The sequence below is a fragment of the Citrobacter sp. MGH106 genome (assembly GCF_001037495.1).
In the GTDB taxonomy this organism is placed as follows: Bacteria; Pseudomonadota; Gammaproteobacteria; order Enterobacterales; family Enterobacteriaceae; genus Citrobacter; species Citrobacter murliniae.
In genome coordinates this window covers 2,378,704-2,404,805 of the sequence record NZ_KQ089822.1, presented here as the reverse complement: position 1 = coordinate 2,404,805, position 26,102 = coordinate 2,378,704, and the positions used below count along the sequence as shown (strand labels likewise).

24 protein-coding genes and 1 pseudogene are annotated in these 26,102 nt (G+C 51.4%); 15 read left to right on the top strand and 10 right to left on the bottom strand.

Features of this window, described 5'->3' with window-relative positions; translation table 11 throughout:
• Positions 1 to 18: 18 nt before the first annotated feature.
• A complete protein-coding gene (locus SK36_RS11335) occupies positions 19 to 831 on the top strand; it encodes a MetQ/NlpA family ABC transporter substrate-binding protein (protein WP_045442239.1) in 813 nt (270 codons plus the stop codon).
• A 43-nt stretch (positions 832 to 874) separates the two neighbouring features.
• Here the strand turns inward: SK36_RS11335 and ttrA are convergent, their stop codons facing one another.
• From ttrA to ttrB, 3 genes are read right to left on the bottom strand one after another with little or no spacing between them, the layout of a single operon-like run.
• Entirely contained in the window at positions 875 to 3,940 is a 3,066-nt protein-coding gene (gene ttrA / locus SK36_RS11330; RefSeq protein ID WP_048221570.1) for a tetrathionate reductase subunit TtrA, read from the bottom strand.
• Complete coding sequence (gene ttrC / locus SK36_RS11325; protein WP_048221569.1) at positions 3,933 to 4,955, bottom strand: tetrathionate reductase subunit TtrC; 1,023 nt, start codon at positions 4,953 to 4,955, stop codon at positions 3,933 to 3,935. The genes ttrA and ttrC overlap by 8 nt, the downstream gene beginning before the upstream one ends.
• Complete coding sequence (gene ttrB / locus SK36_RS11320; protein WP_048221568.1) at positions 4,956 to 5,690, bottom strand: tetrathionate reductase subunit TtrB; 735 nt, start codon at positions 5,688 to 5,690, stop codon at positions 4,956 to 4,958.
• Between the two features lie 179 nt (positions 5,691 to 5,869).
• Between ttrB and ttrS the strand changes: the two genes are divergently transcribed.
• From ttrS to ydhT, 9 genes are all read left to right on the top strand, one after another.
• Positions 5,870 to 7,651 carry a tetrathionate respiration histidine kinase TtrS gene (gene ttrS / locus SK36_RS11315; protein WP_048221567.1) on the top strand — a complete coding sequence of 594 codons (1,782 nt, stop codon included), beginning with the start codon at positions 5,870 to 5,872 and terminating at the stop codon, positions 7,649 to 7,651.
• Positions 7,626 to 8,210, top strand: a complete 585-nt coding sequence (gene ttrR, locus SK36_RS11310) for a tetrathionate respiration response regulator TtrR (protein WP_048221566.1) — start codon at positions 7,626 to 7,628, stop codon at positions 8,208 to 8,210. Before ttrS ends, ttrR begins: the two co-directional genes overlap by 26 nt.
• A 92-nt stretch (positions 8,211 to 8,302) precedes the next feature.
• Positions 8,303 to 8,512, top strand: coding sequence for a fumarate hydratase FumD (gene fumD / locus SK36_RS11305; RefSeq protein WP_003029345.1), 210 nt, complete (start codon positions 8,303 to 8,305; stop codon positions 8,510 to 8,512).
• A 481-nt stretch (positions 8,513 to 8,993) separates the two neighbouring features.
• A complete protein-coding gene (locus SK36_RS11300) occupies positions 8,994 to 9,620 on the top strand; it encodes a ferredoxin-like protein (protein ID WP_003029338.1) in 627 nt (208 codons plus the stop codon).
• 120 nt (positions 9,621 to 9,740) lie between these two features.
• Positions 9,741 to 11,843, top strand: a complete 2,103-nt coding sequence (locus SK36_RS11295; protein WP_048221565.1) for an aldehyde ferredoxin oxidoreductase — start codon at positions 9,741 to 9,743, stop codon at positions 11,841 to 11,843.
• A 10-nt stretch (positions 11,844 to 11,853) separates the two neighbouring features.
• A complete protein-coding gene (locus SK36_RS11290; protein ID WP_048221564.1) occupies positions 11,854 to 12,531 on the top strand; it encodes a YdhW family putative oxidoreductase system protein in 678 nt (225 codons plus the stop codon).
• A 64-nt stretch (positions 12,532 to 12,595) separates the two neighbouring features.
• On the top strand, positions 12,596 to 13,264 hold the full coding sequence (locus tag SK36_RS11285) for a 4Fe-4S dicluster domain-containing protein (protein ID WP_045442282.1): 669 nt from the start codon (positions 12,596 to 12,598) through the stop codon (positions 13,262 to 13,264).
• The gene (phsC, locus tag SK36_RS11280; RefSeq protein WP_045442284.1) at positions 13,261 to 14,046 is read left to right on the top strand and encodes a thiosulfate reductase cytochrome B subunit; all 786 of its coding nucleotides are present in this window, start codon (positions 13,261 to 13,263) and stop codon (positions 14,044 to 14,046) included. Before SK36_RS11285 ends, phsC begins: the two co-directional genes overlap by 4 nt.
• Positions 14,047 to 14,049: 3 nt before the next feature.
• Positions 14,050 to 14,862: a protein YdhT gene (gene ydhT / locus SK36_RS11275; RefSeq protein ID WP_048221563.1), complete on the top strand. Its 813-nt coding sequence runs from the start codon at positions 14,050 to 14,052 to the stop codon at positions 14,860 to 14,862.
• A gap of 9 nt (positions 14,863 to 14,871) precedes the next feature.
• On the opposite strand, the gene SK36_RS11270 is transcribed toward ydhT, so the two are convergent.
• From SK36_RS11270 to SK36_RS11255, 4 genes are read right to left on the bottom strand one after another with little or no spacing between them, the layout of a single operon-like run.
• Complete coding sequence (locus SK36_RS11270) at positions 14,872 to 15,549, bottom strand: amino acid ABC transporter permease (RefSeq protein WP_045442290.1); 678 nt, start codon at positions 15,547 to 15,549, stop codon at positions 14,872 to 14,874.
• On the bottom strand, positions 15,539 to 16,324 hold the full coding sequence (locus SK36_RS11265) for an amino acid ABC transporter permease (protein WP_048221562.1): 786 nt from the start codon (positions 16,322 to 16,324) through the stop codon (positions 15,539 to 15,541). The genes SK36_RS11270 and SK36_RS11265 overlap by 11 nt, the downstream gene beginning before the upstream one ends.
• Complete coding sequence (locus tag SK36_RS11260; RefSeq protein WP_048221561.1) at positions 16,324 to 17,142, bottom strand: amino acid ABC transporter ATP-binding protein; 819 nt, start codon at positions 17,140 to 17,142, stop codon at positions 16,324 to 16,326. The genes SK36_RS11265 and SK36_RS11260 overlap by 1 nt, the downstream gene beginning before the upstream one ends.
• Before the next feature lies 1 nt (position 17,143).
• On the bottom strand, positions 17,144 to 17,977 hold the full coding sequence (locus tag SK36_RS11255; protein ID WP_048221560.1) for an ABC transporter substrate-binding protein: 834 nt from the start codon (positions 17,975 to 17,977) through the stop codon (positions 17,144 to 17,146).
• Between the two features lie 248 nt (positions 17,978 to 18,225).
• On the opposite strand from SK36_RS11255, the gene SK36_RS11250 reads away from it, so the two are divergent.
• Positions 18,226 to 18,405, top strand: coding sequence for a hypothetical protein (locus tag SK36_RS11250; RefSeq protein ID WP_045442302.1), 180 nt, complete (start codon positions 18,226 to 18,228; stop codon positions 18,403 to 18,405).
• A 180-nt stretch (positions 18,406 to 18,585) separates the two neighbouring features.
• On the opposite strand, the gene SK36_RS24695 is transcribed toward SK36_RS11250, so the two are convergent.
• Complete coding sequence (locus SK36_RS24695; protein WP_003832695.1) at positions 18,586 to 18,726, bottom strand: hypothetical protein; 141 nt, start codon at positions 18,724 to 18,726, stop codon at positions 18,586 to 18,588.
• Positions 18,727 to 18,973: 247 nt separating this feature from the next.
• Between SK36_RS24695 and SK36_RS11245 the strand changes: the two are divergent.
• Positions 18,974 to 20,454, top strand: a pseudogene (locus SK36_RS11245) (APC family permease).
• Between the two features lie 20 nt (positions 20,455 to 20,474).
• On the opposite strand, the gene SK36_RS11240 reads toward SK36_RS11245, so the two are convergent.
• Together SK36_RS11240 and SK36_RS11235 are read right to left on the bottom strand one after the other, a co-directional pair.
• The gene (locus tag SK36_RS11240) at positions 20,475 to 21,173 is read right to left on the bottom strand and encodes a cache domain-containing protein (protein ID WP_045442326.1); all 699 of its coding nucleotides are present in this window, start codon (positions 21,171 to 21,173) and stop codon (positions 20,475 to 20,477) included.
• A gap of 24 nt (positions 21,174 to 21,197) precedes the next feature.
• A complete protein-coding gene (locus SK36_RS11235; RefSeq protein ID WP_048221559.1) occupies positions 21,198 to 21,923 on the bottom strand; it encodes a FadR/GntR family transcriptional regulator in 726 nt (241 codons plus the stop codon).
• A 292-nt stretch (positions 21,924 to 22,215) separates the two neighbouring features.
• Here SK36_RS11235 and SK36_RS11230 point away from each other — a divergent pair, with 292 nt between their 5' ends.
• The 3 genes from SK36_RS11230 (at position 22,216) to SK36_RS11220 (ending at position 26,101) form a co-directional block, all read left to right on the top strand.
• Positions 22,216 to 23,643: a gamma-aminobutyraldehyde dehydrogenase gene (locus SK36_RS11230; RefSeq protein WP_048221558.1), complete on the top strand. Its 1,428-nt coding sequence runs from the start codon at positions 22,216 to 22,218 to the stop codon at positions 23,641 to 23,643.
• An 11-nt stretch (positions 23,644 to 23,654) separates the two neighbouring features.
• Complete coding sequence (locus SK36_RS11225) at positions 23,655 to 24,128, top strand: ester cyclase (protein ID WP_082138877.1); 474 nt, start codon at positions 23,655 to 23,657, stop codon at positions 24,126 to 24,128.
• Positions 24,129 to 24,208: 80 nt separating this feature from the next.
• Positions 24,209 to 26,101, top strand: a complete 1,893-nt coding sequence (locus SK36_RS11220) for a flavin monoamine oxidase family protein (protein WP_048221556.1) — start codon at positions 24,209 to 24,211, stop codon at positions 26,099 to 26,101.
• The last annotated feature ends 1 nt before the right edge of the window (position 26,102 follow it).

Sequence of the window (26,102 nt, the reverse complement as noted above, 5' to 3'; positions counted from 1 at the left end):
AATACGGAAACCATAATCATGAAAAAATCACTGACATTACTCGCTGCAGCAACCCTTAGCGCCCTGAGCTTTGCCTCGTGGGCAGATACCCTGACCGTTGGCGCGTCTAACGTGCCGCATGCTGAAATTCTTGAGCAGGCGAAGCCTATTCTGGCGAAGCAGGGGATCGAACTGGAGATTAAACCGTTCCAGGATTACATTTTGCCGAACACCGCGCTTGCAGGCCGTGAGATTGATGCTAACTACTTCCAGCATATTCCGTATCTGAATAGTGTATTGAAGGATCATGCAGGCGATAAAACTTATGATTTCGTCAGCGCCGGAGCGATTCACATTGAGCCAATCGGTATTTACTCCAAAAAGGTGAAATCGCTCAAGGACCTGCCGGAAGGTGGCAAGGTCATCATGCGTGACGCAGTTTCTGAAGAAGGTCGTATTCTGTCGATTTTCGAAAAAGAGGGCGTGATTAAACTTAAGCCCGGGGTGGATAAAGTCACTGCACGCATCAGCGACATTGTTGATAATCCGAAAAAGCTGAAGTTCCTGCCTAACGTGGAAGCGGCACTGTTACCGCAGATGTATAACAATGACGAGGGCGACGCGGTCGTTATTAACGCTAACTACGCCATCGACGCCGGTCTGGATCCGGTTAAAGATCCGATTGCCGTTGAAAGCGGTGAAAATAACCCGTATGCCAACATTATTACCGTACATCGTGGCGATGAGAAGAAGAAGGATATCGTGGCACTGGTTGATGCGCTGCATTCTAAAGAGATCCAGGACTGGATCCGCACCAAATATAAAGGTGCGGTGATCCCGGTAAATAACTAATCCAGACTGTGCCGGATGGTTTAGCCACCATCCGGCACACGGATCACACCCGTTCGATTTTCGCCGGAAGCCCCTGACGTACCGAGGCGCCAGAAACCCAGTCCAGCCAGGTATTGGCGACCTGACGTGTCGGATCGGCAAAGCCGAGATCGTTAATATTGATTCCTGATTTTATCTGGGTGTCAGACGCCATCAGCTCGCCATCAAGCGTATGCTGCGCCGCGCCCATTTCTCTGTGTCCGTAACCATGCTCAATCGCGATCACTCCAGGCATTACGCCATTGAGCAGACTGATCTGCGCCTGTGCCTGACCGCCAGGGGTCGTAATACGAACTACATCGCCATGGGACACCCCAAAACGCCGACCATCTACCGGATTTAGCGCTACCAGATTCACCGGTTTAAGATGATGCAGGCGAGGGATCACCGCCGACGCGCTGGACATGGTATTGGATTTAAATGAAATCAGCTTCAGCGGCCACTCCCGTTCAGGGAATAATTCATCAATGGAACGACCGTCACTGAGGCGCGCAGGATACCAGGCCGGACATCCGCTATAGCGTTCACCGGTAATCGCATGACGGTGCGCGGCAACGTCCGCATTCCAGATTTGCAGTGGTTTCTCCCACGCATTACCGACGCGGTTTTCCACCCGACCACTCTTGTCCGGAGCAAAGCGACCACCGCGCGAATAGACAAACGCGACACGGCTTATTTCATCGGCTTTCAGCGTTTGCGTTATTACAGGGAGGATCCGCGTCACGCCAGTTAGCGAGATATCGTCAGGTGTGGCTTCAGCGACAGGCGCTTTTCCCATAAACGCAATGTTTGCGGCGACCCTGAGGTAGTAATCTTCTGCGCGGTTAAGTGGGTAGTGGTTACCTTGCGGATCGGTGATCGCGTTGTCACCAAAGCCCGGCAGCCCGATGCGTTTGGCTACTGCAATGCAGAAAGACTCCATCGACGCTGGTTGACCGTCCTCGGTTTTACTGGTCGCTGGTGCAACTACCGGCCAGCGCGCGGTTGTGGCTTTGCTGGCAACGCCAGCCCACGGTGCGCTGAATCCCCAGCTTTCGAAGTTGTGCGTATCCGGTACGATGTAATCCGCCAGTGCGGTTGTTTCGTTCATGAAGGCGTCAATTGCGATAAACAGCGGCAGACGAGCAGGATCTTTGAGTTTTTCTTCCGCTACGCCGCGCAACCCTGCCACACCGTAGAACGGGTTGGTCATGTTGGAGATCCACGCTTTCAGCGGGTAAGGGTAACCTTCAAGCGCCGAGGCGAGTAATTCGGTCAACTGACCTGCAACAAACGGATACCATGGGGCTTTGGCCGGGAAGGGCGATTGCCCGGCGGCGACTTTATTACGGTACTCTTCAGAGGATTCATAGGCGGTTTTACTGCGTGCGATGCTTAGCCCTTTTGGCTTCACCTTTCCGGCGAAACTGTCCATATTGTAGCGAGGACCATCGGTCGCACCATTGAATTTGCCTCCACCAACAAACACGCCGCCTTCCAGGCTGAGGTTGCCAATCAGCGCATTTAGCATCATCACCGCCCAGGCATTATAAAATCCGTTGCCTGCCATCATCCCGCCGTGGGTGATCACTGCGGCTTTACGCCCGTGACGGGTGAATGCGTCGGCCAGGACGCTTATTTTCGCTTCCGCCACGCCGCACTGCTGGCTGTATTGCGCCATCGAGAGTTTTTCGGCGGACTCTTTCAGACACTGGAACCCGCTTTTTACCGTTACCGTTTGTCCATCAGTCAGCGTAACCTGGCGTGTCACAAACAGTTGTGCGCGTTGGCAGTCGCTGGCGGCTACACACTCTCCAGCCTCGTTAACAACCACCGGTTCACTGGTCGCGCCTGTGTGTAAATGCGCAAGGGTTAAATGCTGTCCGGCAAGCGTTGGGATTTCATCGGTGATCACCAGATGCGTGGCATTGGTCCAGCTTTTTTCCCCGGCCTGTTGCATCGCCTGTACACCGGGAATGGTGAGGTAATCGGCGTTGTAGCGCTGGTTGTCGATTATCCAGCGGATCATCCCCATCGCCAGCGCGGAGTCGCTTCCTGGACGCACGGGTTGCCAGTGTCCACGATCATCAGCCAACACCGTGGTTAACGGTAGGGCGGGCGCAACCACGACATACTGAAAATCGTTGCGTAAACGGGCGCTGGCAAGCTGCCGGGCCTGGCGCTTAAACGGGTTGCCGGACTGTGCCGGAGAGGTGCCCATAAACAGCGCGAATTCGACATTGTCCCAGTCAGGTTTGACGTGGGTATTCTTATCCAGATCGCCCATTAACGCGCCAGATCCAGCCCGATATGCCAGCCCACAGTAAGCGCCGTGTGCGCCGAAGTTTTTACTGCCGAAACTGTTAAGGGCAAAGCGACGTAAAAACGTATCGCGCCCCTCATCGCTGGTATTGGTGACCAGTAACTGATTTGATTTCGGACCAAAGCCGGGATGACTGGCATCAATTGGTGTATTGGGATCGTGTATTGCCCGTAGACCGTCAACATGGCCCTCACCAAACAGATCGCCACCTTCCACGACCTCTTTGATCAACTGTTCGAAGCTAATGCGCTGCCATTTACCCTCGCCACGCTTACCAACGCGCTTCATCGGCTCCAGAATGCGAAGTGGACTGTACAGGCCTTCAAGTAAAGTTGCGCCACGAGCGCAGGCGGTTGAACGTGCGTCAAGACCGCTTTCACCCGCCAGTTGTTCCATAGCGGTGGCAAAGGGTACAGAAGAATCAATGTGGTGTTCGTGAGATAACGGATGATACGGGTTGCCCGCAATACGCAACACTTTCCCTTTTTCGCTGTCGACGCGAACGCGTACACCGCATTGAGTCCAGCAACCGAAGCATTGCGTCATTGAGATCACCTGTTGCGGATTCTGCTGCCAGCGTGACCGGGCGTTGGCTTCGGGGATTAATGCGTTGCCAATGATTCGATCGCGGGTGATTTTTCCTGAAGATCCATCAAGTAAACCGTCAATTGCACGTTTTGCCACGTCCCGGTAACTCAGCCCAAAGGTTACCATCCCTCCAACGGTGAGACCGACTTTAAGCCACTGACGACGGGTTAAATTAGCCATGTTGCATTCTCCTTGCGATCGCATTCAGGACTTCACGAACAATAATGATAAGTGCTATCCACAGGCCAAAGGTGCCGAGTATGGCAAGCCAGCCATCCGTGCCGGCAGGCAGGGAGTATGGGTTAAACTGCGCGTTAAACTTGGGTATGGTTTGGACCTGAATCAGGAGTGTCCAGCGCATCAGCCAGCACAGCGCCATTGCACTTAAAGCCAGCAAAACGCGCAGCGGAAGTGACAAAGGATGACGCAACACCAATCCACAAAAGCACAGAGAAACAACCCACAGCACCACCCAGCCGATGGCGTAATGGCGTGCTGAAGACGCAATATCCAGCCAGTAGCGGATAGCCGAACCTGAAAGCGTATTGCCGCTTACCCAGATAACCATCACCATCGCCAGCGCGATTAACGCCGCGCTTTGTCCCCATGCCAGCTTGCGCTGCAATGTGCCTTCACTTTTCGATGCGGCGATCAGCAGAGCTAAGAAGGTCTGTAGCGCACTCAGGAACATCGCGACCGGGAAGGCATAACTGAACCAGATGGGGCGCGCCTGAACCACCGATACTTCACGACCGGTGTACACCAACAACCCGATTGCAGAAAGCGCGCTGCCGATGGTTAACCATTTGGTGACACTGTAACTTTTGAGCGTAAACTGTTTGATGTGTTGTGCCAGAAACCATAGCCCAAGAAACCCGGTGAACAGTGGTAAAAATAGCGCCCCCCAGGGCATCCATGACCACGGCGTTGGGTAAGCGTAGAAATGCCAGACGCGGGCGGTTTGGTGTAAATCCGCTGTAAGCGCCAGTGGGGCGGTGATCGCACAGGTCAATGCGATAAGCAGAGTGAGGTTTTCTAACTCCGGCTGCTCTTTTTTTCGCCAGTAGAGAACGCAGGCGAAGAGCGCGGCGCAGGCGGCAATACCGATAAAAAAGAAGTATTGTACAGCCCACGGTAGCCAGCTTACGTCCTGTGGATGCGCCAGAACCTCTTCAATAACCAATGAGTGGGTCATTTAAACCTCCTGCCAGAGAGCGGGTTGAGCACGTCCCATCAACGGGGTAACAAAGGCTTCATCCAGTCCGAGATAGAACACGTGGGGCGAAGTGCCGCTTTCGGGTTTCAGGACTTTGATGGCGTCATGATGATCGTGCAGCATCTGCGAAATCCGACTGTGTGGATCTTTTAGATCGCCAATGATTCGCGCACCACCAACGCAGGACTCCACGCAGGCAGGGAGCAATCCGGCTTCCAGTCGGTGAACGCAAAAGGTGCACTTATCGGCGGTTTGGGTTTCATGGTTTATAAAGCGTGCATCGTAAGGACACGCCTGTACGCAGTAGGCGCAGCCTACACAGCGCGTGTTGTCGACCACCACAATGCCATCTTCACGTTGGAAGGTGGCCTGCACCGGACAAACGGGAACGCAGGGTGGATTATCACAATGGTTACACAGGCGCGGCAGCAGGACGTTGGTTACGCTTTGCTGGCCTTCAAGCTGCACCTGATACTGGTTAACGTGGGTACGAAACTCCCCCTGAGGTGTCTGGTTTTCAATAGCACAACTGACGGTGCAGGCCTGACAGCCGATACACCGCCGCAGGTCAATCAGCATGCCGTAGCGGTGCTGAAGAGAGCCTTCATGCCGTTCAGGTGAGAAAGGGAATTGTGCCTGAGCCAGGGGAACCAGTGATGCGCCAGCGGTCAGGACACCCAGTTGCTGGAGAAACTGCCGTTTACTGCTGTCCATATTTTCTCCCGTCACGATGCAACAACGAAACATTGGTCACGCCGTTGGTTTGCGTATGATGAATAAAGAATGTTGATGATTTACAGTGTAAAAATCGCGGCGGGGGAAGCACTATTGTGGTTAACCACATACCCGGCTTGTTGTTGATCTAAAACAACATAATTGACAGGGATAATTGCGTGGGATGTAAAGTCGTACGACGCCTGGCGTTGTTGGTATCCGTATGGATATTTAGCAGTGTAACCTGGGCAGATACATGGAACATTGGCATTTTGGCGATGCGTGGTGAAGTATCTACACGAAACCACTGGCAACCGCTTGAAACCCTGTTGAATCAGCAAATCCCCGGTGAGCGCTTTCATATTCAACCTCTGGATTTGCATCAAATGCAGGATGCAGTCAATCGGGGAGACGTACAATTTGTGGTGACCAATCCGGCGCAATTCGTGCAGCTAAACAGCCGCTCTGCGCTACGCTGGCTGGCCTCTTTACGTTCCACACGCGGCGGGAAAGCGACGAGTAATGTGATAGGCAGTGCGATCCTCGTCAGACGTGACAGCGGGATAACTTCCCCACACGATCTGATAGGTAAAACAGTCGGCGCGATTGATGCTCAGGCGTTTGGTGGTTATTTACTGGGGTTTAAGGCGCTCAGCGATGTCGGGCTGCGCCCTGAGCGCGATCTGCGTCTGAGATTCACTGGATTTCCCGCAGATGCCTTATTGTATTTATTACGCGAAAAAGCCGTTCAGGCGGCGATCGTACCCGTCTGTTTACTGGAAAAAATGGACGAAGAAGGGTTGATCCATAAAGCGGATTTTATCGCAGTGCTCAATTATCCCACCTCCATTCCCTGCTTATCCAGCACGCCGCTCTATCCTGACTGGTCATTTGCGGCACTGCCGGTGGTGAGTGATGAACTTGCCGATCGCGTCACACGGGTACTGTTTAACGCGCCGCAAAGTGCTACTTTTCGCTGGGGCGCGCCTGCGTCTACCCGTGAAGTTGAGGCATTGCTACGCGACGTTCGGCAGCATCCGCAGCAGCGGCATCTGTGGTTAGATGTCAAAAGTTGGTTTATTCAACACCGGCTGGCAATGGGGGCTGTGGTTGTCATGCTGTTGTTGCTCACGCTCAATTATATCTGGGTCATGCTGCTGGTCCGCAGGCGCGGACGAGAGCTGGAACGCAACAATGTGCTGTTGCGCAAGCAGGAACAGGCACTGGAAACGGCCCGGCAAATGAGCGTCCTTGGAGAGATGACGTCCGGATTTGCCCATGAAATCAATCAACCTCTCTCGGCCATCCGCCACTATGCGCAAGGCTGCCTGATTCGCCTGCGCGGACAAGATCAACAGCATCCACTGTTGCCCGCACTTGAACAGATTGATGTCCAGGCGCAACGGGGAGCAGACACATTGCATAATCTTCGTTTGTGGGTCAGCCAGGCGCAGGGAAACCCGGTGATGGCTGATGACTGGAAGTCGATTAACGTGCGTGACGCCATTCACCATGTATGGCAATTATTACGCATGGCGCAGCAGTTCCCGGCAGTGACGCTACAAACGAAGGCCAGTCATGCGTTAATGGTGACACTACCGTCCGTTTTGCTCGAGCAGGTGTTGGCGAATCTGGTGCTGAATGCGGCCCAGGCAGGGGCCAAAACGGTGTGGTTTACGGCCCAGGATGAGGATATGGGGATCAGCATCATGGTGCAGGATAACGGCGGAGGTATTGATGAAGCCCAGCTCTATCAGGCTTTTCAGCCCTTCATGACCACCCGCAAGGAAGGTATGGGGCTGGGACTGGCAATTTGCCAGCGACTGGTTCGTTACGCAGGCGGTGAGATTACGATTAAAAACCAGACAGCCCCTGACGGGCAGGCGGGTGTCAGGGTGACATTATATTTTAAGCAGACACAGGAAGGAGGGCGCTGTGGCGATAATTCATTTGCTGGATGACGACGTTGCCGTCACCCAGGCCTGCGCATTTTTACTGGAAAGTTTGGGATATGACGTTCGATGCTGGGAGCAAGGCGAAACCTTCCTGGCTCAGGCCTGTCTGCATCAACCTGGCGTATTGTTGCTGGATATGCGTATGCCGGTACTGGACGGGCAAAGTGTACATGAGGAGATGCTGCGACGCGGAAGTACGCTGGCAGTTGTGTTTCTCACCGGGCATGGAGACGTACCAATGGCGGTTGAGCAAATGAAGCGCGGAGCGGTCGATTTTTTGCAAAAGCCGGTTTCAGCCGAACCGCTGCAGGCCGCGCTGGAGCGCGCACTGGAGGTATCCGCAGCGGCTTGCTCGCGACAAGAGATCGTCAACTGCTATCAACAACTCACTCCCAAGGAACGTGAACTGGCGACGCTGGTGGCGACAGGGTTGATGAACCGGGAAATCGCTGACGCCATGAACATCGCCGTGCGTACGGTTGAGGTCCACCGGGCAAGGGTGATGGAAAAAATGCAGGCCGGGAGCCTTGCAGAGTTGGTTAACCGACTGCAACGGGTGCTGTAGATTTATGACATTTCATTGATTTTCATTGATTTTTGTCTAACGGGGCAGAGTGATATATGCTGTTGGTTTGAGTCAATGACGAGCAGGCAAATATGGGAAATCAGACTAAAGACGACGAGCTGTACCGTGAGATGTGCAGAGTAGTCGGGAAAGTAGTGCTGGAAATGCGCGATCTGGGGCAAGAGCCTAAGCATATCGTCATTGCTGGGGTGCTGAGAACGACTCTCGCCAATCAGCGTGTAAAGCGCAGTGAGTTAGAGAAACAGGCCATTGAGACCGTGATTAAAGCACTGGCGGGTTAATGCAGAAAAGAGGGCGGCGGAAATAATCTGCCGCCCTCTTATTTTAATCACAATAATCTTCCAGTTAATATAATTTAGCTTTGTCACTAATGTTGTCAATGTCGTTATATATTTAATTACATATCGAATTGTATATTGCACTGTATTTTGAAGCATAGTCACAAATATTTGTTGCGCATATAAAATACTATTTCAAATTTCCTTAATGATAATAAATATCACTCCACATTAATTATTTTTCTTCCGTTTTTTAATTGATAACGATCAAAGTTATAGGGGGAGAATAACCACATTATTCATATGCCTAACCCTAAAGGATTAGATTCATTCAGTTTAACCGCCGTCATTTATGCGATCAGGTTAGGGCAAATAATCACGTGTTGTTGGCAACATGAGTGGCCCGAAATGGCCTGACCTGCGCTCATTAATATTAGCCTGGAAGTGTTGCTGCTACAGCGTTTGCGAAGAGGATGCGAAATAAATGAACCAGGTTGATCGTCCATTTTTAGATTGTGGTTTAACGCGGCTTGAATTTCTGCGCATATCAGGGAAGGGGCTGGCGGGATTAACCATTGCACCCGCGCTGCTATCGCTTTTTGGCTGTAAACAGGAAGATGTGGATAGCGGCACTGTGGGGCTCATCAACACCCCAAAAGGGGTGCTGGTGACTCAGCGAGCTCGTTGCACCGGATGCCACCGCTGCGAAATTTCTTGTACAAATTATAACGATGGCGCTGTGGGTACCTTCTTTTCCCGCATTAAAATTCATCGAAACTTCTTTTTTGGCGACGATGGCGTAGGCTCCGGTGGTGGCTTGTATGGCGATTTAAACTATACCGCCGACACCTGTCGTCAGTGTAAAGACCCGCAATGTATGAAAGTCTGCCCGATTGGCGCAATTACCTGGAAACAGGAAGATGGCTGTATTGCGGTAGATCATAAACGCTGTATTGGTTGTAGCGCCTGTACCACGGCTTGCCCATGGATGATGGCAACCGTAAATACCGAAACGAAGAAATCCTCAAAATGCGTTTTGTGTGGGGAATGCGCCAATGCTTGTCCGACTGGAGCATTAAAAATTATCGAGTGGAAAGATATTACTGTTTGATTGATAGCAGGGATGTCTGATACGCGTCACTAATTGCCAGAAATATCGCAGTTTTGAATGAAAAAGCTGCCTGCAAAGTGACGGGTATATCTATCGAACCTTCTTGCAAAGGAATATATGATGGCTAATGGTTGGACGGGTAATATTTTACGGGTCAATCTCACTACGGGTAATATCACCGTTGAAGATTCCAGTAAATTTAAAAAATTTGTCGGTGGGATGGGCTTTGGTTATAAAATCATGTACGACGAGGTCCCGCCAGGTACCAAACCTTTTGATGAAGGTAATAAACTGGTTTTTGCCACCGGACCACTAACTGGTTCTGGTGCGCCTTGTAGTTCCCGCGTCAATATCACCTCCTTATCGACCTTCACAAAAGGTAATTTAGTGGTTGATGCCCATATGGGCGGATTCTTCGCTGCGCAAATGAAATTTGCCGGCTATGACGCCATTATTATTGAAGGAAAGTCGCCATCACCTGTCTGGATCAATATTAAAGATGACAAGGTGAGCATCGAAAAAGCCGATTTTCTGTGGGGCAAGGGCACGCGTGCAACGACCGAAGAAATCTGTCGCGTAACCAGCCCGGAAACCTGCGTCACCGCTATCGGCCAGGCTGGTGAGAACCTGGTTCCGCTCTCCTGCATGATCAACAGCCGTAACCATAGTGGTGGTGCCGGAACTGGTGCAGTGATGGGGTCGAAGAACCTGAAGGCTATTGCGGTCGAAGGGACAAAAGGGGTCAACATTGCCGATCGCAAAGAGATGAAGCGGCTGAATGACTATATGATGACCGAGCTTATTGGTGCTAACAATAACCACGTTGTGCCGAGTACCCCGCAGGCATGGGCAGAATACTCCTCACCAAACTCACGCTGGACGGCGCGTAAAGGACTGTTCTGGGGCGCAGCGGAAGGTGGACCTATCGAAACGGGTGAAATTCCCCCTGGCAACCAGAATACCGTTGGCTTCCGTACCTATAAATCCGTATTCGATCTCGGCCCTGCGGCTGAAAAATACACGGTCAAAATGAGCGGGTGCCATTCATGCCCAATTCGCTGTATGTCTCAGCTCAATGTCCCGCGAGTTAAAGACTTTGGCGTACCGAGTACCGGCGGTAACACCTGTGTGGCGAACTTTGTGCACACCACCATTTTCCCGAACGGCCCTAAAGACTTTGACGATAAAGACGATGGACGTGTGGTGGGGAATCTGATTGGCCTGAACCTGTTTGACGATTACGGCATTTGGTGTAACTACGGACAACTGCATCGCGACTTTACGTACTGCTACTCCAAAGGCGTCTTTAAGCGCGTACTCCCGGCTGAAGAGTATGCGGAGATCCGCTGGGATCAGCTGGAAGCGGGCGATCCTAACTTTATTAAAGATTTCTACTACCGCCTGGCGCATCGCGTCGGTGAACTCAGCCACCTCGCAGATGGCTCTTACGCCATTGCTGAACGCTGGAATTTGGGTGAAGAGTACTGGGGATATGCCAAAAACAAACTGTGGTCGCCGTTTGGCTTTCCTGTTCACCATGCCAACGAAGCCTCGGCACAGGTGGGGGCGATTACCAACTGTATGTTTAACCGCGACTGTATGGCGCACACCCATATCAACTTCATTGGTTCTGGTTTGCCACTGAAATTACAACGGGAAGTGGCGGGCGAACTGTTCGGTTCGCAAGATGCCTACGACGAAACCAAAAACTACACCCCCATCAATGCGGCCAAAATCAAATATGCCAAATGGACGCTGCTTAAGGTCTGCTTGCATAACGCCGTGACGCTGTGCAACTGGGTCTGGCCAATGACGGTTTCACCTCTGAAAAGTCGAAACTATCGTGGGGATCTGGATCTGGAGGCGAAGTTCTTCCAGGCCGTAACTGGTGATGAAACGACGCAGGCGAGTCTGGATTTAGCTGCGGAGCGTATCTTTACCCTGCATCGTGCTTATACGGTAAAACTGATGCAAACCAAAGATATGCGCAATGAACACGATCTCATCTGCTCCTGGGTATTCGATAAAGATCCTAAGATTCCGGTCTTCACAGAAGGGACGGACAAGATGGACAGAGAGGATATGCGCCAGTCACTTACGATGTTCTATCAGGAAATGGGCTGGGATCCGGAACTGGGATGCCCAACTCGCGAAACCCTGAATCGACTCGGTCTTGAAGATGTGGCAGCCGATCTGGCTGCGCAGGATCTGCTGCCGGCGTAAGGAACGTGAGATGACTAACGTGAGCAACGTTCTGGTGCCTGTTGAGGAAGCGTCTGGTGCGCTTCCTGACGAGGTCGACAGCCAAAAGAGACAGTGGCTGCATGTGTTACATCAGCCTGTAGAACACAGGAATGCGCCGCAGATCCAGGAGCCCGCTACCCCGGAGTCAATTGTGGCGGATTTTATTCGCCAGCACTCCGCAGCGGGTCAACTGGTGGCTCGCAATCTCTTTTTGCTGCCGCCTTACTCGGTTCCAGAAACCGACCTGGCGGCGCTTCTGGACACGATGTGTCAGCATGAGTCCGGGGCGGATATTGCCAGTGTGCAGGGGGCTGAAGATACGTATTTCTACTCGACGCAAACCATGGCAGAAAACTACGCCAGCATGTGTGTGCAGGTGGTTGAAAACGATATCTGCCGCGCGATCGCTGAAGCGGTACGTTTTGACTGTAAAACGTATCCTCGCCCTTATAAGGTCGCCATGCTGGAACAGCCACCTTATCACTTCGAGCCTCAGCAGGTCGCCGCAGCGCTCACGGCAATGGAAACGCATCCTGATTACGCAGACATACGCACTGTGGAATCGTCGAATGCGGAACCTTACCTGTTCAGCGAGCGCTTTATGAGTTACGGCAAAGCGTACGGCTTGTGCGAATGGCTTGAAGTTGAGCAGTATCAGAACCCCTGAATTCTTCAGGTTGATGTCATGGAATGTGTGGACGATCACTGTCACAGTATTAGAGGATAACCCGATGTCCTTCACCCGACGAAAATTTGTCATTGGCATGGGGACGGTGATTTTTTTCACCGGCCCAGGTCAAAACCTGTTAGCGAGTACCAAGGCAACCAAAGATGTTCGTTACGTTATGATCCATGATGAATCATTGTGCAACGGATGTAATATTTGCGCTCGTGCGTGCAGGAAAACGAATCATGTTCCCGCTCAGGGGAGCCGTTTATCGATAGCCCATATTCCGGTATCGGATAACGACAACGAAACGCTGTATCACTACTTCCGCCAGTCCTGTCAGCACTGTGACGATGCGCCGTGCATTGAGGTATGTCCGACCGGGGCTTCCTGGCGTGATGAGAATGGGATTGTGCGTGTAGACGCTTCTCGCTGCATTGGATGTAGCTACTGTATTGGTGCGTGTCCGTACCAGGTGCGTTATCTCAACCCGCAGACCAAAGTGGCGGATAAATGCGACTTCTGCGCCGAATCTCGTCTGGCGAAAGGTTTCCCTCCGATCTGTGTTAACTCTTGTCCGGAGCATGCGCTGATCTTTGGTCGCGAAGACAGTCCGGAAATTCAGACATGGTTACGGGAAAACAAGTATTACGAATATCAACTTTCAGGCGCCGGGAAACCCCATCTGTATCGTCGGTTCGGTCAACATTTGATTAAGAAGGAAAATGTATGAACGCGTCGCAGAATGCTGAGCAGTTTCACGCACAACTAGCGCAGTATGTCCCCATGTTTTCGCCGGACTACTGGCCTGTCTGGTTGGTGATCGCGGGATTAATGCTGGTGGGGATGTGGCTGGTACTTGCGCTACACGCCATGCTGCGCTTCCGTTCAGCCAATAAAGCATCAGCCGGGCATGGCGAAAAGGTGTATTTATACTCGAAGGCCGTCAGGTTGTGGCACTGGTCGAATGCGCTGTTATTTCTGCTGCTGCTTGTCAGCGGTCTGGTGAACCATTTCTCTGCGGTCAGCGCATCGGTGATGAAAAGCTTACTGACCGTACATGAAGTTTGCGGCTTTTTGCTGCTCGCGTGCTGGATTGGTTTTGTGCTGATCAACCTGATAGGGGGGAACGGACATCATTATATTATCAAACGTCAGGGCTGGGTCGGAAGGGCGCTAAGACAGACGCGGTTTTATCTGTTTGGCATTATGCAAGGTGAGTCACACCCGTTTCCTGCATCTACGCGTTCAAAATTCAATCCATTACAACAGGCTGCTTATGTCGGCGTGATGTATGGCTTGTTGCCGCTGTTGCTGATATCGGGTCTGTTATCGCTCTACCCACAGGTGGTGGGCGATGTATTCCCTGGCGTGCGTTACTGGTTGCTACAGGCACACTTTGCCCTGGCGATTGTCAGTCTGTTTTTTATTTTTGGACATCTTTATCTCTGTACCACGGGGCGCACACCGGGCGAAACCTTCAAATGTATGGTCGATGGCTATCACCGGCATTAAGAGATGATGATTACTCGCAGTGACTTACGGGCCTGGCGCGTTGGGTCCGTAATGTATCGTTGGTTTTTACGCGCTTTTCCTGAGGGGGGGAGCTATGCAGATGTGCATCGCGCTCTCCTGCGGGAGGGGTATATTGATTGGGCAAACAGCCTTGTGGAGTACGCCTGGTCAAAATGGCTGGGTGAGGAGAGTTTTGTTCAGCAGGATATTTGCGCCATGGATAGTATTGCCGGTGCGCAAACAGCAGGTGAAAACGGCAGGCAACTGGCGAGTGCCGTGGATAGCACCAACTTTAGCTGTGCGGGCGATAACGTCAAAATCGCCAGTGCCGGATATGCCGCGCAGATTGCCAGTGCCGGACACAGCGCACGTATTGGCAGCGTCGGATATAACGCGCACATCGGTAGCTCCGGGGATCGTGCCAGGGTAGCAATCGCGGGAAATTCCTCACGTATCAGCAGTGTCGGTGATGGCACGCGCATCGCAAGTACCGGCATGCGTGTACGTATCAGTTCTCTGGGTGACAGAAGTCGTATTGCCAGTAGCGGCGATTTGACGCAGATCGCCAGTTTTGGCGCAGAGTCGAAAATCGTAAATTGCGCTGACAACATCCATATTAATGCCTGCGGCGAAAATGCTGTTATTGCCAGCACCGGTGTTGTCGATTCGATCATTCTCGGCCCTGGCGGATGCGCGGCGTTAGCCTATCATGACGGCGAAAGAATGCGCTTTGCGGTTGCCATTGAGGGGGAAAACAATATCCGGGCGGGCGTGAAATACAGGCTCAACGAAGATCACCAGTTTGTAGCTTGTTGAGCCGTAGGATTATCTCAAGGCAAACCGACGCCGGGTAATTTTCTCCAGCCCAAAACACAACAGATAATAGACCAGCCCGGTGAAGATAAAAATCGCTGCCGGGTAAATTTGCACCCGACTGTTAACCTGACCGGCTACCGTTGTCAGTTCAGGAACGTTAACGATAAACGCCAGCGACGTATCCTTCAGCAAGCCAATAAATATCCCTGTTAGTGAAGGCAGAATGTTCCGCAGCACCTGCGGCAACATGATGAGCCATAATGCCTGAAACGGGCGAAAGCCCTGAACCACCGCTGCATCATATTGCCCTGCAGGGAGTGCATTTATCCCGGCATAAACTGAGTGCATCACTGAGGCTGCGGTAAACCAGGCCAGAGCCAGCGTGACGGTAACAGCACCAGGAAGATCGCTTCCGCTCAGCATTGGTAGCAGATACCACATCCAGAAGATCACAAAGATCAACGGAATACCGCGAATGAACTCCGCCCAGATAAACAATCCTTTGCGAACCACTCCCGGAAAACGCCAGGCACAGCAGGCCAGTATTATCCCCGCAGGAAGGGCCAGAATTGCCGCGCCAATTGCCATCAGTAGTGTAAGCAGAACGCCACCCGGTTGACCGTCCGCTATGCGTCCCCACAGGAGATAGTCCAGATTGTCGGTAATGACCGAAATATTAGCGATCATGCTGTGGACTCCTGAGACTGAATACGCGCGTTTTTCTGGCAAATGCCCTGGCTGGCACAGGGGCCGGGCCAAGACGCGTTAACAACATACCCAACGCAATGCCGGTCAGCAGATAGAGCGCGGTACCGACGGCAAATGCTTCCAGCGCGTGCGCGTTATAGCTTTCAACTTGTCGCACCTGGTAGGTCAGCTCGGCAAAACCGATACCACTGGCTAGCGAAGAGAGCTTCATCAGGTTGAGATATTGCCCAACGATCGGTTGCCAGGCGTTCACCAGCCCCTGAGGAAGCAATATGTGACGCAAAGTGGCCCATGATGAAAAGCCCTGCGCAATGGCGGCCTCTCGCTGCCCGTCAGACACGGCCTGTAAACCTGATGCGATTTCCTCAACCAGAAAGGCAGAAGTAAAGACCCCCAGGCCCCAGGCAGAGCAGATAAATTCGGGTGTTAGCCACCAGACGTCTCCTGGCAGAATGGACCAGCCATGCTCTGCATTGACGAATGTAATAACCCCCCTGGGTAGCAGATTCCATGCGGCGAAATACCAGAACATCAGTTGCACAAGTAACGGTGTATTGCGAAAAACTGAAACCCATACGTTAACCACACCGATGCCAAAGCGGTTGCCCGTAAGACGCAGGCTGAGCAACAAAATAGCCAGCAGTGTGGCGAGTACAATACCTGCCACTGTGACCCATAGCGTGGTCAGAAAACCTGAAATTATCCATTGCAGAGGTTGCCCGCTCAGCACTCCCTGCCAGTCCATTGCATGCATTATAACGGTGACTCCTGATGTAACGGGTCGAGCACTTTTTTCAGGAAACGCTGGGTTCTGGGGTGCTGTGGACGGGTGAAAAAATCTTCTGGCGGTGCCACTTCCAGAATATCGCCGCCATCAATAAAGACCACCCGGTCAGCAATCTCTCTGGCGAAATGCATTTCATGGGTAACGACGATCATGGTGATACCGCTGTGTGCTAGATTTTTCATCACCTGTAATACTTCTCCGATCATCTCAGGATCCAGCGCAGAGGTGGGTTCATCAAAAAGGATAATTTGTGGTGAGGAGGCCAGAGCGCGGGCGATAGCAACACGTTGCTGCTGCCCGCCGGAAAGCTGGGCGGCATACGCATCAGCTTTCTCTCTCAGCCCGACCTGATCCAGCAGTTCAAGCGCGCGGTGTTCTGCGTCCGCTTTGTTCCATCCGTGAACATATTCCAGTGCCAGCGTGATGTTTTGCTGTGCCGTCAGATGGGTATACAGATTGAATTGCTGGAACACGAAACCAATACGACTGCGTAACTGACGTAATGCCGCACCGCGAAGCTGGCCAATCGGTTTGTTATCAATGTAGATATCGCCGCCGCTCAGTGACTCAAGCTGATTAATCAGGCGAATCAGCGTGGATTTGCCTGAACCTGAGGGGCCGAGGATGGTGACCACTTCACCGGGCTCAACGGACAGACTGACACCGTTCAAAACGGTGTGCGCGTCATATTGTTTAACGACATTGCGCAGTTCAACGCGAGCCTGGCGCAAATGTGTAAAATCCGCAGCGGGAGCTGCGGAACGAGGAAACAGACCTGAGAGCATATTACTTCGCTTCTATTTTAAAGGCGCGCGGCTGTGGGTTTTTGGTTTCAGGGCCAAACCAGACGTCATAGATTTTGGCTGCCTGACCCTCAGATTCGAGTTTCAGTAGCTCATCATTTACCGCTTTTAACAGCGCTGATTCGCCTTTTTTCACCCCAACGCCGATCTCTTCTTTGCTCAGCAGGTCGGGCAGGATTTTGAAATCCGCTTTATCCGGCGCGCCGCTCAATAAACCCGCCAGAATAGTGCTGTCCTGCGTGATTGCCTGGACATTACCGTTACGCAGTGCAGTTAATGCCAGCGGAATATCGTCATAGGCCAGCACCCGCGACTGCGGGAATCGCTGATGCAACGCCTGCTCACCCGTGGTGCCTTTCACCGCACCAATTCTGGCGCGGCTGTAATCATCAAGTTTGTCCGGAGACTTTGCCGGAACGAGAAATTGCTGGCCGGTGACAAAGTAGGGGACGGAGAAATCGATAACCTGTGCCCGTTCAGGGGTAATCGTGATATCCGCCACGATTAAATCCGCCTTCCCGGATTGCAATAGCGGGATACGGTTTGCCGGATTGGTCGCTACCAGTTCAAGTTTAACGCCGAGGGATTTGGCCAGCGCTTCGGCAAAATCAACGTCGTATCCGACAATTTTGTGACTTTTCGCATCGACTGAGCCAAACGGCGGGTTAGCGTCGAATGTCGCGACTTTTACCACACCTGCGGCTTTAATATCTGCCAACTGGTCGGCCTGAGCCTGCGTGGCGGTAACACCCGATGCCAGCAGTACGCTGAGAGCCAGCAGAGTTTTTTTAGCGCTGTGAATTTTCGTTGCCATCATTTTATGAAATCCCTGTAGTTATTGGTTTGTGCTTTTTACGCTCCCATAACTTAGGGTTGTCACCAAATATGAAAAAATTCTTATCTATATACAAAAAGATATTAGTGACGGGGGTGTTAATAACGGGTAAATGCAATGAGCGAGTGAAATGCAAAATTGTGCAAAACCTTGGCAATAATTCGCATTTCATTTTTAGGCGAGAGTGCGCTGGAATAAAACGCATCCGACATACAGAGGAGGCGGAGAAGATGAAAGGGCTGAAACAGCTTTGGCTGAACGTAATAAAACGGCGTCCACTGACCCCACAATATGGTGCAGAGTCTAATCTTCAGCGTGTTGTGGAGTCTGTTCTTCCTGTCGCCAGCCTGTATGGGGTGGATATCGCCAATATTGATCCGGAGTGGTTCCGTGATAAAACAACACGCTGAACTTCGCCTGACGCGCGAGATGTACTGGAATGAGGTGTGCAACGTCGCTACCGGATGGCAATTCAGATCGTAACAGCACACTGCAGTATTCGCGCAACGGGTTGAAACATTGTGCCATTTGATTTGGCGCGGGCAGGATGAACCGAATATAAAAAAACCGGCATTACGCCGGTTCAGAGATTAGATCTTGCAGGCGTCGCCGCAGTCATTATCAGCAATAATTTCCTGCGCTTTTTTGTCAGCATCTTCCAGACGTTCAGCATTACGCTCTTGCGCTTCTTCCAGTCCATCAAAGACCAGATTATCGAGATCAATTTCCATCATTCACCTGTTCAGGTTCGGCGTTAAACATCTCCCTATTATATTGCAAATATGTTGCTTAACAGCAGCGATTCTTGCGTTTTTTCAGTTCAGATGCCGCTTAACGGTGCGCTGTGTCTTCTCTCATTAGTGGAAATCATACGATTTTATTTAACAAATATGTGACAAAATCACTATACATATAACTTAATATCTTTTATACATTAATCGTTCACCCCTGCGACTATTCCACAAAAGAGAAAGATATATGGAACAGACACCTGATAAGAAAAACGATAGTTTTCATAAAGATGGCAAAGAACAGTTCAACCGGTCGATCGGACTTATCTCTAACTTTGCGTTGGGTTTTACCTACCTGTCGCCACTTACTGCTGTTTATTCTCTGTTTGCTCTGGCAGTGACTCTGGCTGGGCCACCCGCGGTATGGTGGATTTTGATCGTCGCGTGCGGACAGCTTCTGGTGGCATTGGTATTTGGTGAAGTGGCATCCCAGTATCCTATTACCGGTGGACTGTATCCCTGGGCCAGAAGGTTATGGGGGAAAAAGTATGCATGGATCGCGGCGTGGATTTACCTTTGGGCGTTGGTTGTCACCATAACGTCAATCGCTGAATACACTTCGACTTTTGTAGAGTCTCTGTTCCACTATGGTCAAACGCCCGCCACTATGCTGCTGACATCTGTCGTGCTGCTGTTTTTGATGATGGCGGTGAATATGTCAGGGACGAAGAATCTTGCCCGCGTCGCCAAAATTGGTTTCTGGTGTGAAATTGTCAGCGTTATTGCGCTGGGAATATATCTGCTGATCTTTCATCGCTCACAACCGTTCTCGGTCATCTTTGATTCGATGGGCGTACTTGCTCAGGACGGAAGTTATTCCACCGCATTTATGTCAGCCGCGCTGATGGGCTTGTTTATGTTCTTTGGCTTCGAGGCATGCGGTAACGTCGCGGAGGAGGTGAAGAACCCAAGCAAAAAAATCCCGGTAGCTATGATTTTGAGCATCGTGTTTGGCGCGATCTCCGCCATCATCTCTGTGATGGGCTATCTGCTTGCTTCACCAAACCTGGTCAGCATTGTTAACGGTAAAACGGCCGATCCGATCCCGGCTATCCTTAATGAGGCTCTGGGGGAAACGGGCGCAACAATCTTTATTGTCGTGGCGATTATAGCCATGTTGTCGTGCATTCTGTCCCTTCAGGCTGCGCTGAGCCGCCTCATCTTTTCCTTCTCCCGTGACAAAATGCTACCGGGAAGCGAGTGGATGCAAAAATTTCCAAAAACGGCGTACCGGATAATGCCATGGTTGTTAGCTGCTTACTGCCGGTGATCATTTGTATCTGGGTTTATTTTCAGCCGGATAATCTGTCGCGCATTACCGCGTTTGCCGTCATCGGTATTTACATTTCGTTCCAGATGGTGGTGCTGGCCGCGTTGCGTCAGCGTCTGAAGGGCTGGAAACCAGCGGGTGAGTGGACCATAGGTGGTTGGGGGACTCTCGTCAACGTGCTGGCGTTAGCCTATGGGCTGTGTGGTATCTGGCTGCTGGCGCAGCCTGCCGACAGCAGCGACTTCATTGATCGCTGGACGGTGTTGTTTGGTCTGGCGATTGTCGTGGGCTCAGGGCTGGTCTATATGTTCCTGACCCGTCCGTTCGGTCGCTCCGCTGCGCCTGAAAATGATGCTATTGCCTACGCAAACAAGCTAACTATGGGGCAGGACAACTGAAAACAAGGGCCTTCAGGCCCTTAGTTTTGATAGTGATAAAGGATAAAGTAGTCGCTCTGATAAACAAGGGTGGTGTTCGTCGGCGACAACAATTCACCTACGCGATAACGCGGCCAACTGGAGAAAATAATTCTGTTTTCCAGATTCGTCAGAATCACATAATCAGGCTGGGGGCAGGAAAGCAATTCAGCTTCAATCTGGCTGACCAGCAGATCGACAGCGGCGACACCAAGAAACTGATCATTGAAGTAGACGGGTACAGCTGACGTCAGTGTGTAAGAGATGTTGCAAATATAATCGACATACGGGCCGTGAATATAAGCTTCGCCGGCTGGTGGGGAGTGTTTAAACCACTCGAACGTTCTGAAATCCAGCCGCTGCTGTGTGGCCTGATCCAAATCCAGATTTGCCTGACTCAAACCATTATCTTTTTTATACCACCATTCCAGATGCCAGTACTCTCTCGTTGTCGGCGTGCTCTCAATATGGCTGGCGAATCCGGCACCGGAGCAATAGTGATTGTCATTGAGTGTACGTTTAATGTGCTGCTGAACGGTTGCTCTTACAGCAGGGTCGAGGACCACCTCCGCTGAGCCTTTTTGCACACCGGCAATAGCCTCATGGATACTCCTCGCCAGCGCAACGGTAGAATCTACGGTAGAAGCAGTAATATCATCAATTTTACGGATTAATGCGCTTAAGGATGTCGAAGAGGTCATTGTCTGTCCTGCCTTCACTGATTGTTAATTCGAATTATATTTCAGCTTTTTTTCTATAAGGTAATAGGTAAATGTGTCGATAATCTGCGTGGCGAACTGTACGGATTCCACCTCGTTATGGGCAGCCAGCGCGTCGGCCAGCGCCGAATAGAGCGCAATAATTTCTGCATGAATATTGCCAGAGCGATAAAGTATGGCAACCAGTGAGGCCCATTCAGCCTGTACCTGCAATTCCTGATTGGCCAGCCGCGCCGAATGGGAACTGGCTGCTATTGCCAGCAGGCAACGCATATCGGCCTGTGTCATTAATTCTGGCGAATCCGCTCTTCTTAACACCTCAACAAACTCGCGAAATTTAGAGATATCGGCACCGGTCATACGCCTGGAAGCGAGTCTTGCGCTGTGGCTAATAATAGCGCAATGCATTTCCCCTAAATCGGAAAGGTAATCTGTACTGATCGATTTGAACGGATGCAGGGCGCTATTTTTGCCGTCGATGTTTTCGCAAACAAAACTCCCGCCATTGCGACCACGAATCGTATGGATAAGATTATTAGCCCGAAGCGTGTTTAGTGCTTCTCTGATTGTGATATGTGAGACACCCATCATCTTTGCCAGATCGGTTTCGTTTGGGAGCTGCTCTTTTGGCTCCAGTAATCCCGTAATAATGGCGTTCGAAAGGCGCTGCACTATCTGGTCAGAACGACTGACCTGCCCGATAGGCGCAAATATGACCGCATGAGTAATCATAATCTTTTCTGCACTCAATTCCCTGAAACAACGACCATTTCTAACACAAGCCCGTCAGGCAAGGAAGGTCAGAATGGTCGCGTTATTTTACATGCCCGCGCGTGATGCCATTGCACAGACGGATGTGTGTTCCGATAGCGTCTACTGATAATGAATTGCCTCTCACTTGTAAATGTAAAATATAAGTTAAAAATGCGAGGCTTATCATAGTGTCAATGTTGCGCATTTGAAAAAGTTTTACAATATATATATTACATAAGATTCTTTATGTATTAAATGGCAGGAGACACGCATGAAAACCCTGAAGCACTTTATTAACGGGCAATATGTCGCGGGTAGCACAGATGAAACCTTTGAACTGGTGAGTCCGGTTGATGGTGAAACGTACGCATTATCTCCCAACGGCAGTGCGGTTGAGGTGGATCTTGCTTACTCGGCGGCGGCAGTAGCGTTTAGTATCTGGAAAAAATCGACGCCCGCGCAGCGGCAAAAAGCGCTTCTGGCGCTGGCTGATGAAATAGAACGAAACGTAGAACGTCTGGCGAGGGCGCAAAGCCAGGAAACTGGTCAACTGCTGCATTTTATTGAGAAAGAGGAAATAGCCGCTTCATGCGATGCAATTCGCTTTTTCGCCGGTGCAGCACGCTGTCTTGAGGGAAAGGCCGCCGGAGAATATTCCACAGGTTTTACCTCTACTATTCGTCGTGAACCGCTGGGTATTGTCGGGCAAGTCACACCGTGGAATTACCCGTTTATGATGGCGGTGTGGAAGATTGCTCCAGCGCTGGCGGCGGGTAACACAGTAGTACTAAAACCGAGTGATACCACCCCGGTCAGCACGTTGTTGCTGGCGGAACTGGCTGCACCATTGTTCCCGAAAGGAGCATTCAACGTGGTATTGGGAAAAGCCAATACCGGTTCGCTGGTGGTTTCTAACCCAACGGCTTCACTGGTTTCTATTACCGGTTCCGTCCGTGCGGGTTTGCAGGTCGCGGCATCTGCGGCTGCAAACCTGACTAAAGCCCATCTGGAACTTGGCGGAAAAGCACCTGCCGTCGTTTTTGCCGATGCGAACATAGACAAGGCTATTGACGCGATCACCACGGCGGGCTTTTTCAATGCCGGTCAGGATTGCACGGCCGCCACGCGTATTCTGGTGGAACAGTCCATCTACCCTGCGTTTCTGGAAAAACTGATCCAAAAAACAAAGCAGATAACATTTGGCCCTCCTGAAGACCAAGAGGCTCTGTATGGCGCGCTGAACAGCCGAAATCAGCTTGAGCAGGTAAAAGGCTTCATTGCACGTCTGCCAGCACATGCAAAAGTTGAAACGGGTGGAAGAGCAGGAGCAGGGCCGGGTTTCTACTTTGAACCGACCATCATCTCTGGCCTGCATCAGCATGATGAAGCCATCCAACACGAAGTGTTTGGTCCGGTGGTGGCCATTCAGCCGTTCTCAACTGACGAAGAGGCGCTGGACAAGGCTAATGATGTTGAATACGGCCTGGCTGCCAGCGTCTGGACCAGCAACCATGGTCGCGCGCAACGTTTCAGCATCGATCTTGATTTTGGCACGGTGTGGATTAACAGCCATATTCCGCTGTGTGCTGAAATGCCACACGGCGGCTTCAAAAAGTCGGGTTACGGAAAAGATCTCTCTTCTTATTCTCTCGATGAATATACCCGTGTGAAACATATCATGACCGATATTTCTGAATAGCAGGTAATATGATGAAAACATTGAAAATAGCTGTGCTTTCACTGGTGATGTTCTCGGGCCTGAGCATGGCGGCAAGTACCTCGCTGAGTACTGTGAAAGAGTATATGGCGGCATGGAATGCGCACAATGCGCCACTTGCTGCACAGTACCTGGCAAATGACGTGGTTTATTACGATGCGGCGGCGGGTGAGCCGGTAAACGGCAGAGAAAACGCCGAGAAAGAGGTCATCGGGGCATTTATAAAAGCGGTTCCTGATTTAACCTGGAAAATGATTGGTAAGCCCGTTTATGACGAGGATACCGTCGCTTTCCGGTGGGAATTTTCAGGCAAAAACAGCGGTGAATGGGCCGGAAGTCCGGCAACAAATAATCCGATCAAATTTGAAGGTGTCAGCTATATTCATGTTAAAGCAGGAAAAATTACCTGGCAGGGTGATTATTATGATTCGAAAAAACTGGATGAAGAACTGAAGCCAGTGAAGTAGTCGATTGTCTCTCCCTCAAAAAAGAGGGGGAGACTCTGATTTTTTTAGGGCAGTGTGCAAGTGGCAAAAGGACAAAGTTAATGGCAATTACCAGACGTGATTTTCTCAACGGCGTGGCGGTCACTATCGCTGCGGGACTGACTCCTCTGGATCTGGTCAGGGCGGCAGGAAATGGCAACGAATTCATTAATGGAAGTTATTATCCGCCTGCGTTGACTGGTCTGCGGGGTAATCATCCAGGTTCGTTCGAGATGGCTCATGCATTGGGCCGTGAGCATAAACGTTTTGACTTAAACGCTCTCCCCATCGAGGAGGAGTACGATCTGGTTATCGTCGGTGGCGGCATTAGCGGACTGGCTGCCGCGTGCTTCTGGCGTGAACTCGCCGGGCAGAGCAGCAGGATCCTTATCCTCGACAACCATGATGATTTTGGCGGGCACGCCAAACGTAACGAATTTAATTCCGCGGGCAAAAAACTTCTTGGCTATGGCGGCAGCGAGTCATTTCAGTCACCAGCGCACAATTTTAGCCCCGTGGTCCAAAAACTGATGGAGACAGTTGGCGTTAGTGCTACGCGTCTGAAAGACAGTTTTGACGTGAATTTCTACCCTGACTGGCAACTTAGTCGCGGCGTATTTTTCGACAAAAAGAATTTTGGTGAGACCAAAATAGTCAGTGGCGATCCGGGGCGGGCCGTCTCCGATGATATTCCACCGGACAGACTTAATGGGCGAAATATCGAAGCGTTTATCAACGACTTTCCATTAAGTGAAAGTGACCGAAAGGCGCTCATCGACCTGCATGTGCGCCCGGTCGATTATCTTCAGGGCATGACGGTGGACGAAAAAAGCGACTGGATGGATGCCCACAGCTACAGTGAATTCCTTGCAACAAAAGTCGGATTGAGCAAAATGGCGCTGCTCTATTTTCAGCAGCGTTCCAATGATTTCTTTGCTATTGGTATCGAGGGAATTTCCTGCAGTGATGCCAGAGCCTGCGCACTACCTGGTATGGAGGCATTAGGGTTACCGCCACTGGACGGGGAGTCGCTGGCCGATCTCGAAGAGCCATATGTCTATCATTTCCCGGACGGCAATGCCGGTCTGGCGCGACTACTGGTCAGACACCTGCTGCCCGACGCGCTGCCAGGCAATTCAATGGAAGATTCAGTCCTCGCAAGGCTGCATTACGAAAAGCTGGACCAGCCGGAAAATACAACCCGTCTGCGCCTGAACAGTACCGTGATCAACGCGGCGAACGTGCCGGACGGCGTTGCCATAACCTGGTTACGTGATGGCAAGATGCATCGCGTTCGCGGTAAGAATGCCATCATGGCGGGCTATAACATGATGATCCCATACATTGTGCCTGAAACGCCGGAACAGCAAAAAGCAGACCTCAAACTGAACGTAAAAGCACCGCTTGTGTACACCAACGTGGTGGTCAAGAACTGGAATGCGTTTAAGCAGCTTGGTGTGCATGAGTTTTACTCTCCCGCTGCGCCTTACAGTCGGGTGAAGCTCGACTATCCGGTTAGTATCGGAGGTTACCAGCATCCGGCGACACCGGACGAACCAATGGTTATTCATATGGTCTATGTGCCTACTTATCCGGGCAGTAATCTGTCAGCCAGGGAACAGTTCCGCCTGGGGCGGGCATGGTTACTTGGTACCACGTTTGCGGCGCATGAAGAAATGATTCGCGCCCAGTTGCAGGAGATGTTCGGTTCTACGGGTTTTGATAATCAACGGGATATTTCAGCCATTACGGTTAACCGTTGGGCGCATGGTTATGCGTATTACCCCACGTCGCTGTTCGATGATATGGACAAAATGCCCGAGATTATTGACCGGGCGCGTAAACCAGTCGGTCGAATTGCCATTGCTAACTCGGATTCTGACTGGAGTGCTTATGCGCATGCTGCGATCGATCAGGCATGGCGTGCGGTCAACGAACTCAAGGATATGGGGTGAT

Coding starts and splice junctions, on each gene's coding strand:
- SK36_RS11335 (WP_045442239.1), top strand. CDS start 19: ATGAAAAAATCACTGACATTACTCGCTGCAGCAACCCTTAGCGCCCTG.
- ttrA (WP_048221570.1), bottom strand. CDS start 3,940: ATGGCTAATTTAACCCGTCGTCAGTGGCTTAAAGTCGGTCTCACCGTT.
- ttrC (WP_048221569.1), bottom strand. CDS start 4,955: ATGACCCACTCATTGGTTATTGAAGAGGTTCTGGCGCATCCACAGGAC.
- ttrB (WP_048221568.1), bottom strand. CDS start 5,690: ATGGACAGCAGTAAACGGCAGTTTCTCCAGCAACTGGGTGTCCTGACC.
- fumD (WP_003029345.1), top strand. CDS start 8,303: ATGGGAAATCAGACTAAAGACGACGAGCTGTACCGTGAGATGTGCAGA.
- SK36_RS11300 (WP_003029338.1), top strand. CDS start 8,994: ATGAACCAGGTTGATCGTCCATTTTTAGATTGTGGTTTAACGCGGCTT.
- SK36_RS11295 (WP_048221565.1), top strand. CDS start 9,741: ATGGCTAATGGTTGGACGGGTAATATTTTACGGGTCAATCTCACTACG.
- SK36_RS11290 (WP_048221564.1), top strand. CDS start 11,854: ATGACTAACGTGAGCAACGTTCTGGTGCCTGTTGAGGAAGCGTCTGGT.
- SK36_RS11285 (WP_045442282.1), top strand. CDS start 12,596: ATGTCCTTCACCCGACGAAAATTTGTCATTGGCATGGGGACGGTGATT.
- phsC (WP_045442284.1), top strand. CDS start 13,261: ATGAACGCGTCGCAGAATGCTGAGCAGTTTCACGCACAACTAGCGCAG.
- ydhT (WP_048221563.1), top strand. CDS start 14,050: ATGATGATTACTCGCAGTGACTTACGGGCCTGGCGCGTTGGGTCCGTA.
- SK36_RS11270 (WP_045442290.1), bottom strand. CDS start 15,549: ATGATCGCTAATATTTCGGTCATTACCGACAATCTGGACTATCTCCTG.
- SK36_RS11265 (WP_048221562.1), bottom strand. CDS start 16,324: ATGCATGCAATGGACTGGCAGGGAGTGCTGAGCGGGCAACCTCTGCAA.
- SK36_RS11260 (WP_048221561.1), bottom strand. CDS start 17,142: ATGCTCTCAGGTCTGTTTCCTCGTTCCGCAGCTCCCGCTGCGGATTTT.
- SK36_RS11255 (WP_048221560.1), bottom strand. CDS start 17,977: ATGATGGCAACGAAAATTCACAGCGCTAAAAAAACTCTGCTGGCTCTC.
- SK36_RS11250 (WP_045442302.1), top strand. CDS start 18,226: ATGAAAGGGCTGAAACAGCTTTGGCTGAACGTAATAAAACGGCGTCCA.
- SK36_RS24695 (WP_003832695.1), bottom strand. CDS start 18,726: ATGGAAATTGATCTCGATAATCTGGTCTTTGATGGACTGGAAGAAGCG.
- SK36_RS11240 (WP_045442326.1), bottom strand. CDS start 21,173: ATGACCTCTTCGACATCCTTAAGCGCATTAATCCGTAAAATTGATGAT.
- SK36_RS11235 (WP_048221559.1), bottom strand. CDS start 21,923: ATGATTACTCATGCGGTCATATTTGCGCCTATCGGGCAGGTCAGTCGT.
- SK36_RS11230 (WP_048221558.1), top strand. CDS start 22,216: ATGAAAACCCTGAAGCACTTTATTAACGGGCAATATGTCGCGGGTAGC.
- SK36_RS11225 (WP_082138877.1), top strand. CDS start 23,655: ATGAAAACATTGAAAATAGCTGTGCTTTCACTGGTGATGTTCTCGGGC.
- SK36_RS11220 (WP_048221556.1), top strand. CDS start 24,209: ATGGCAATTACCAGACGTGATTTTCTCAACGGCGTGGCGGTCACTATC.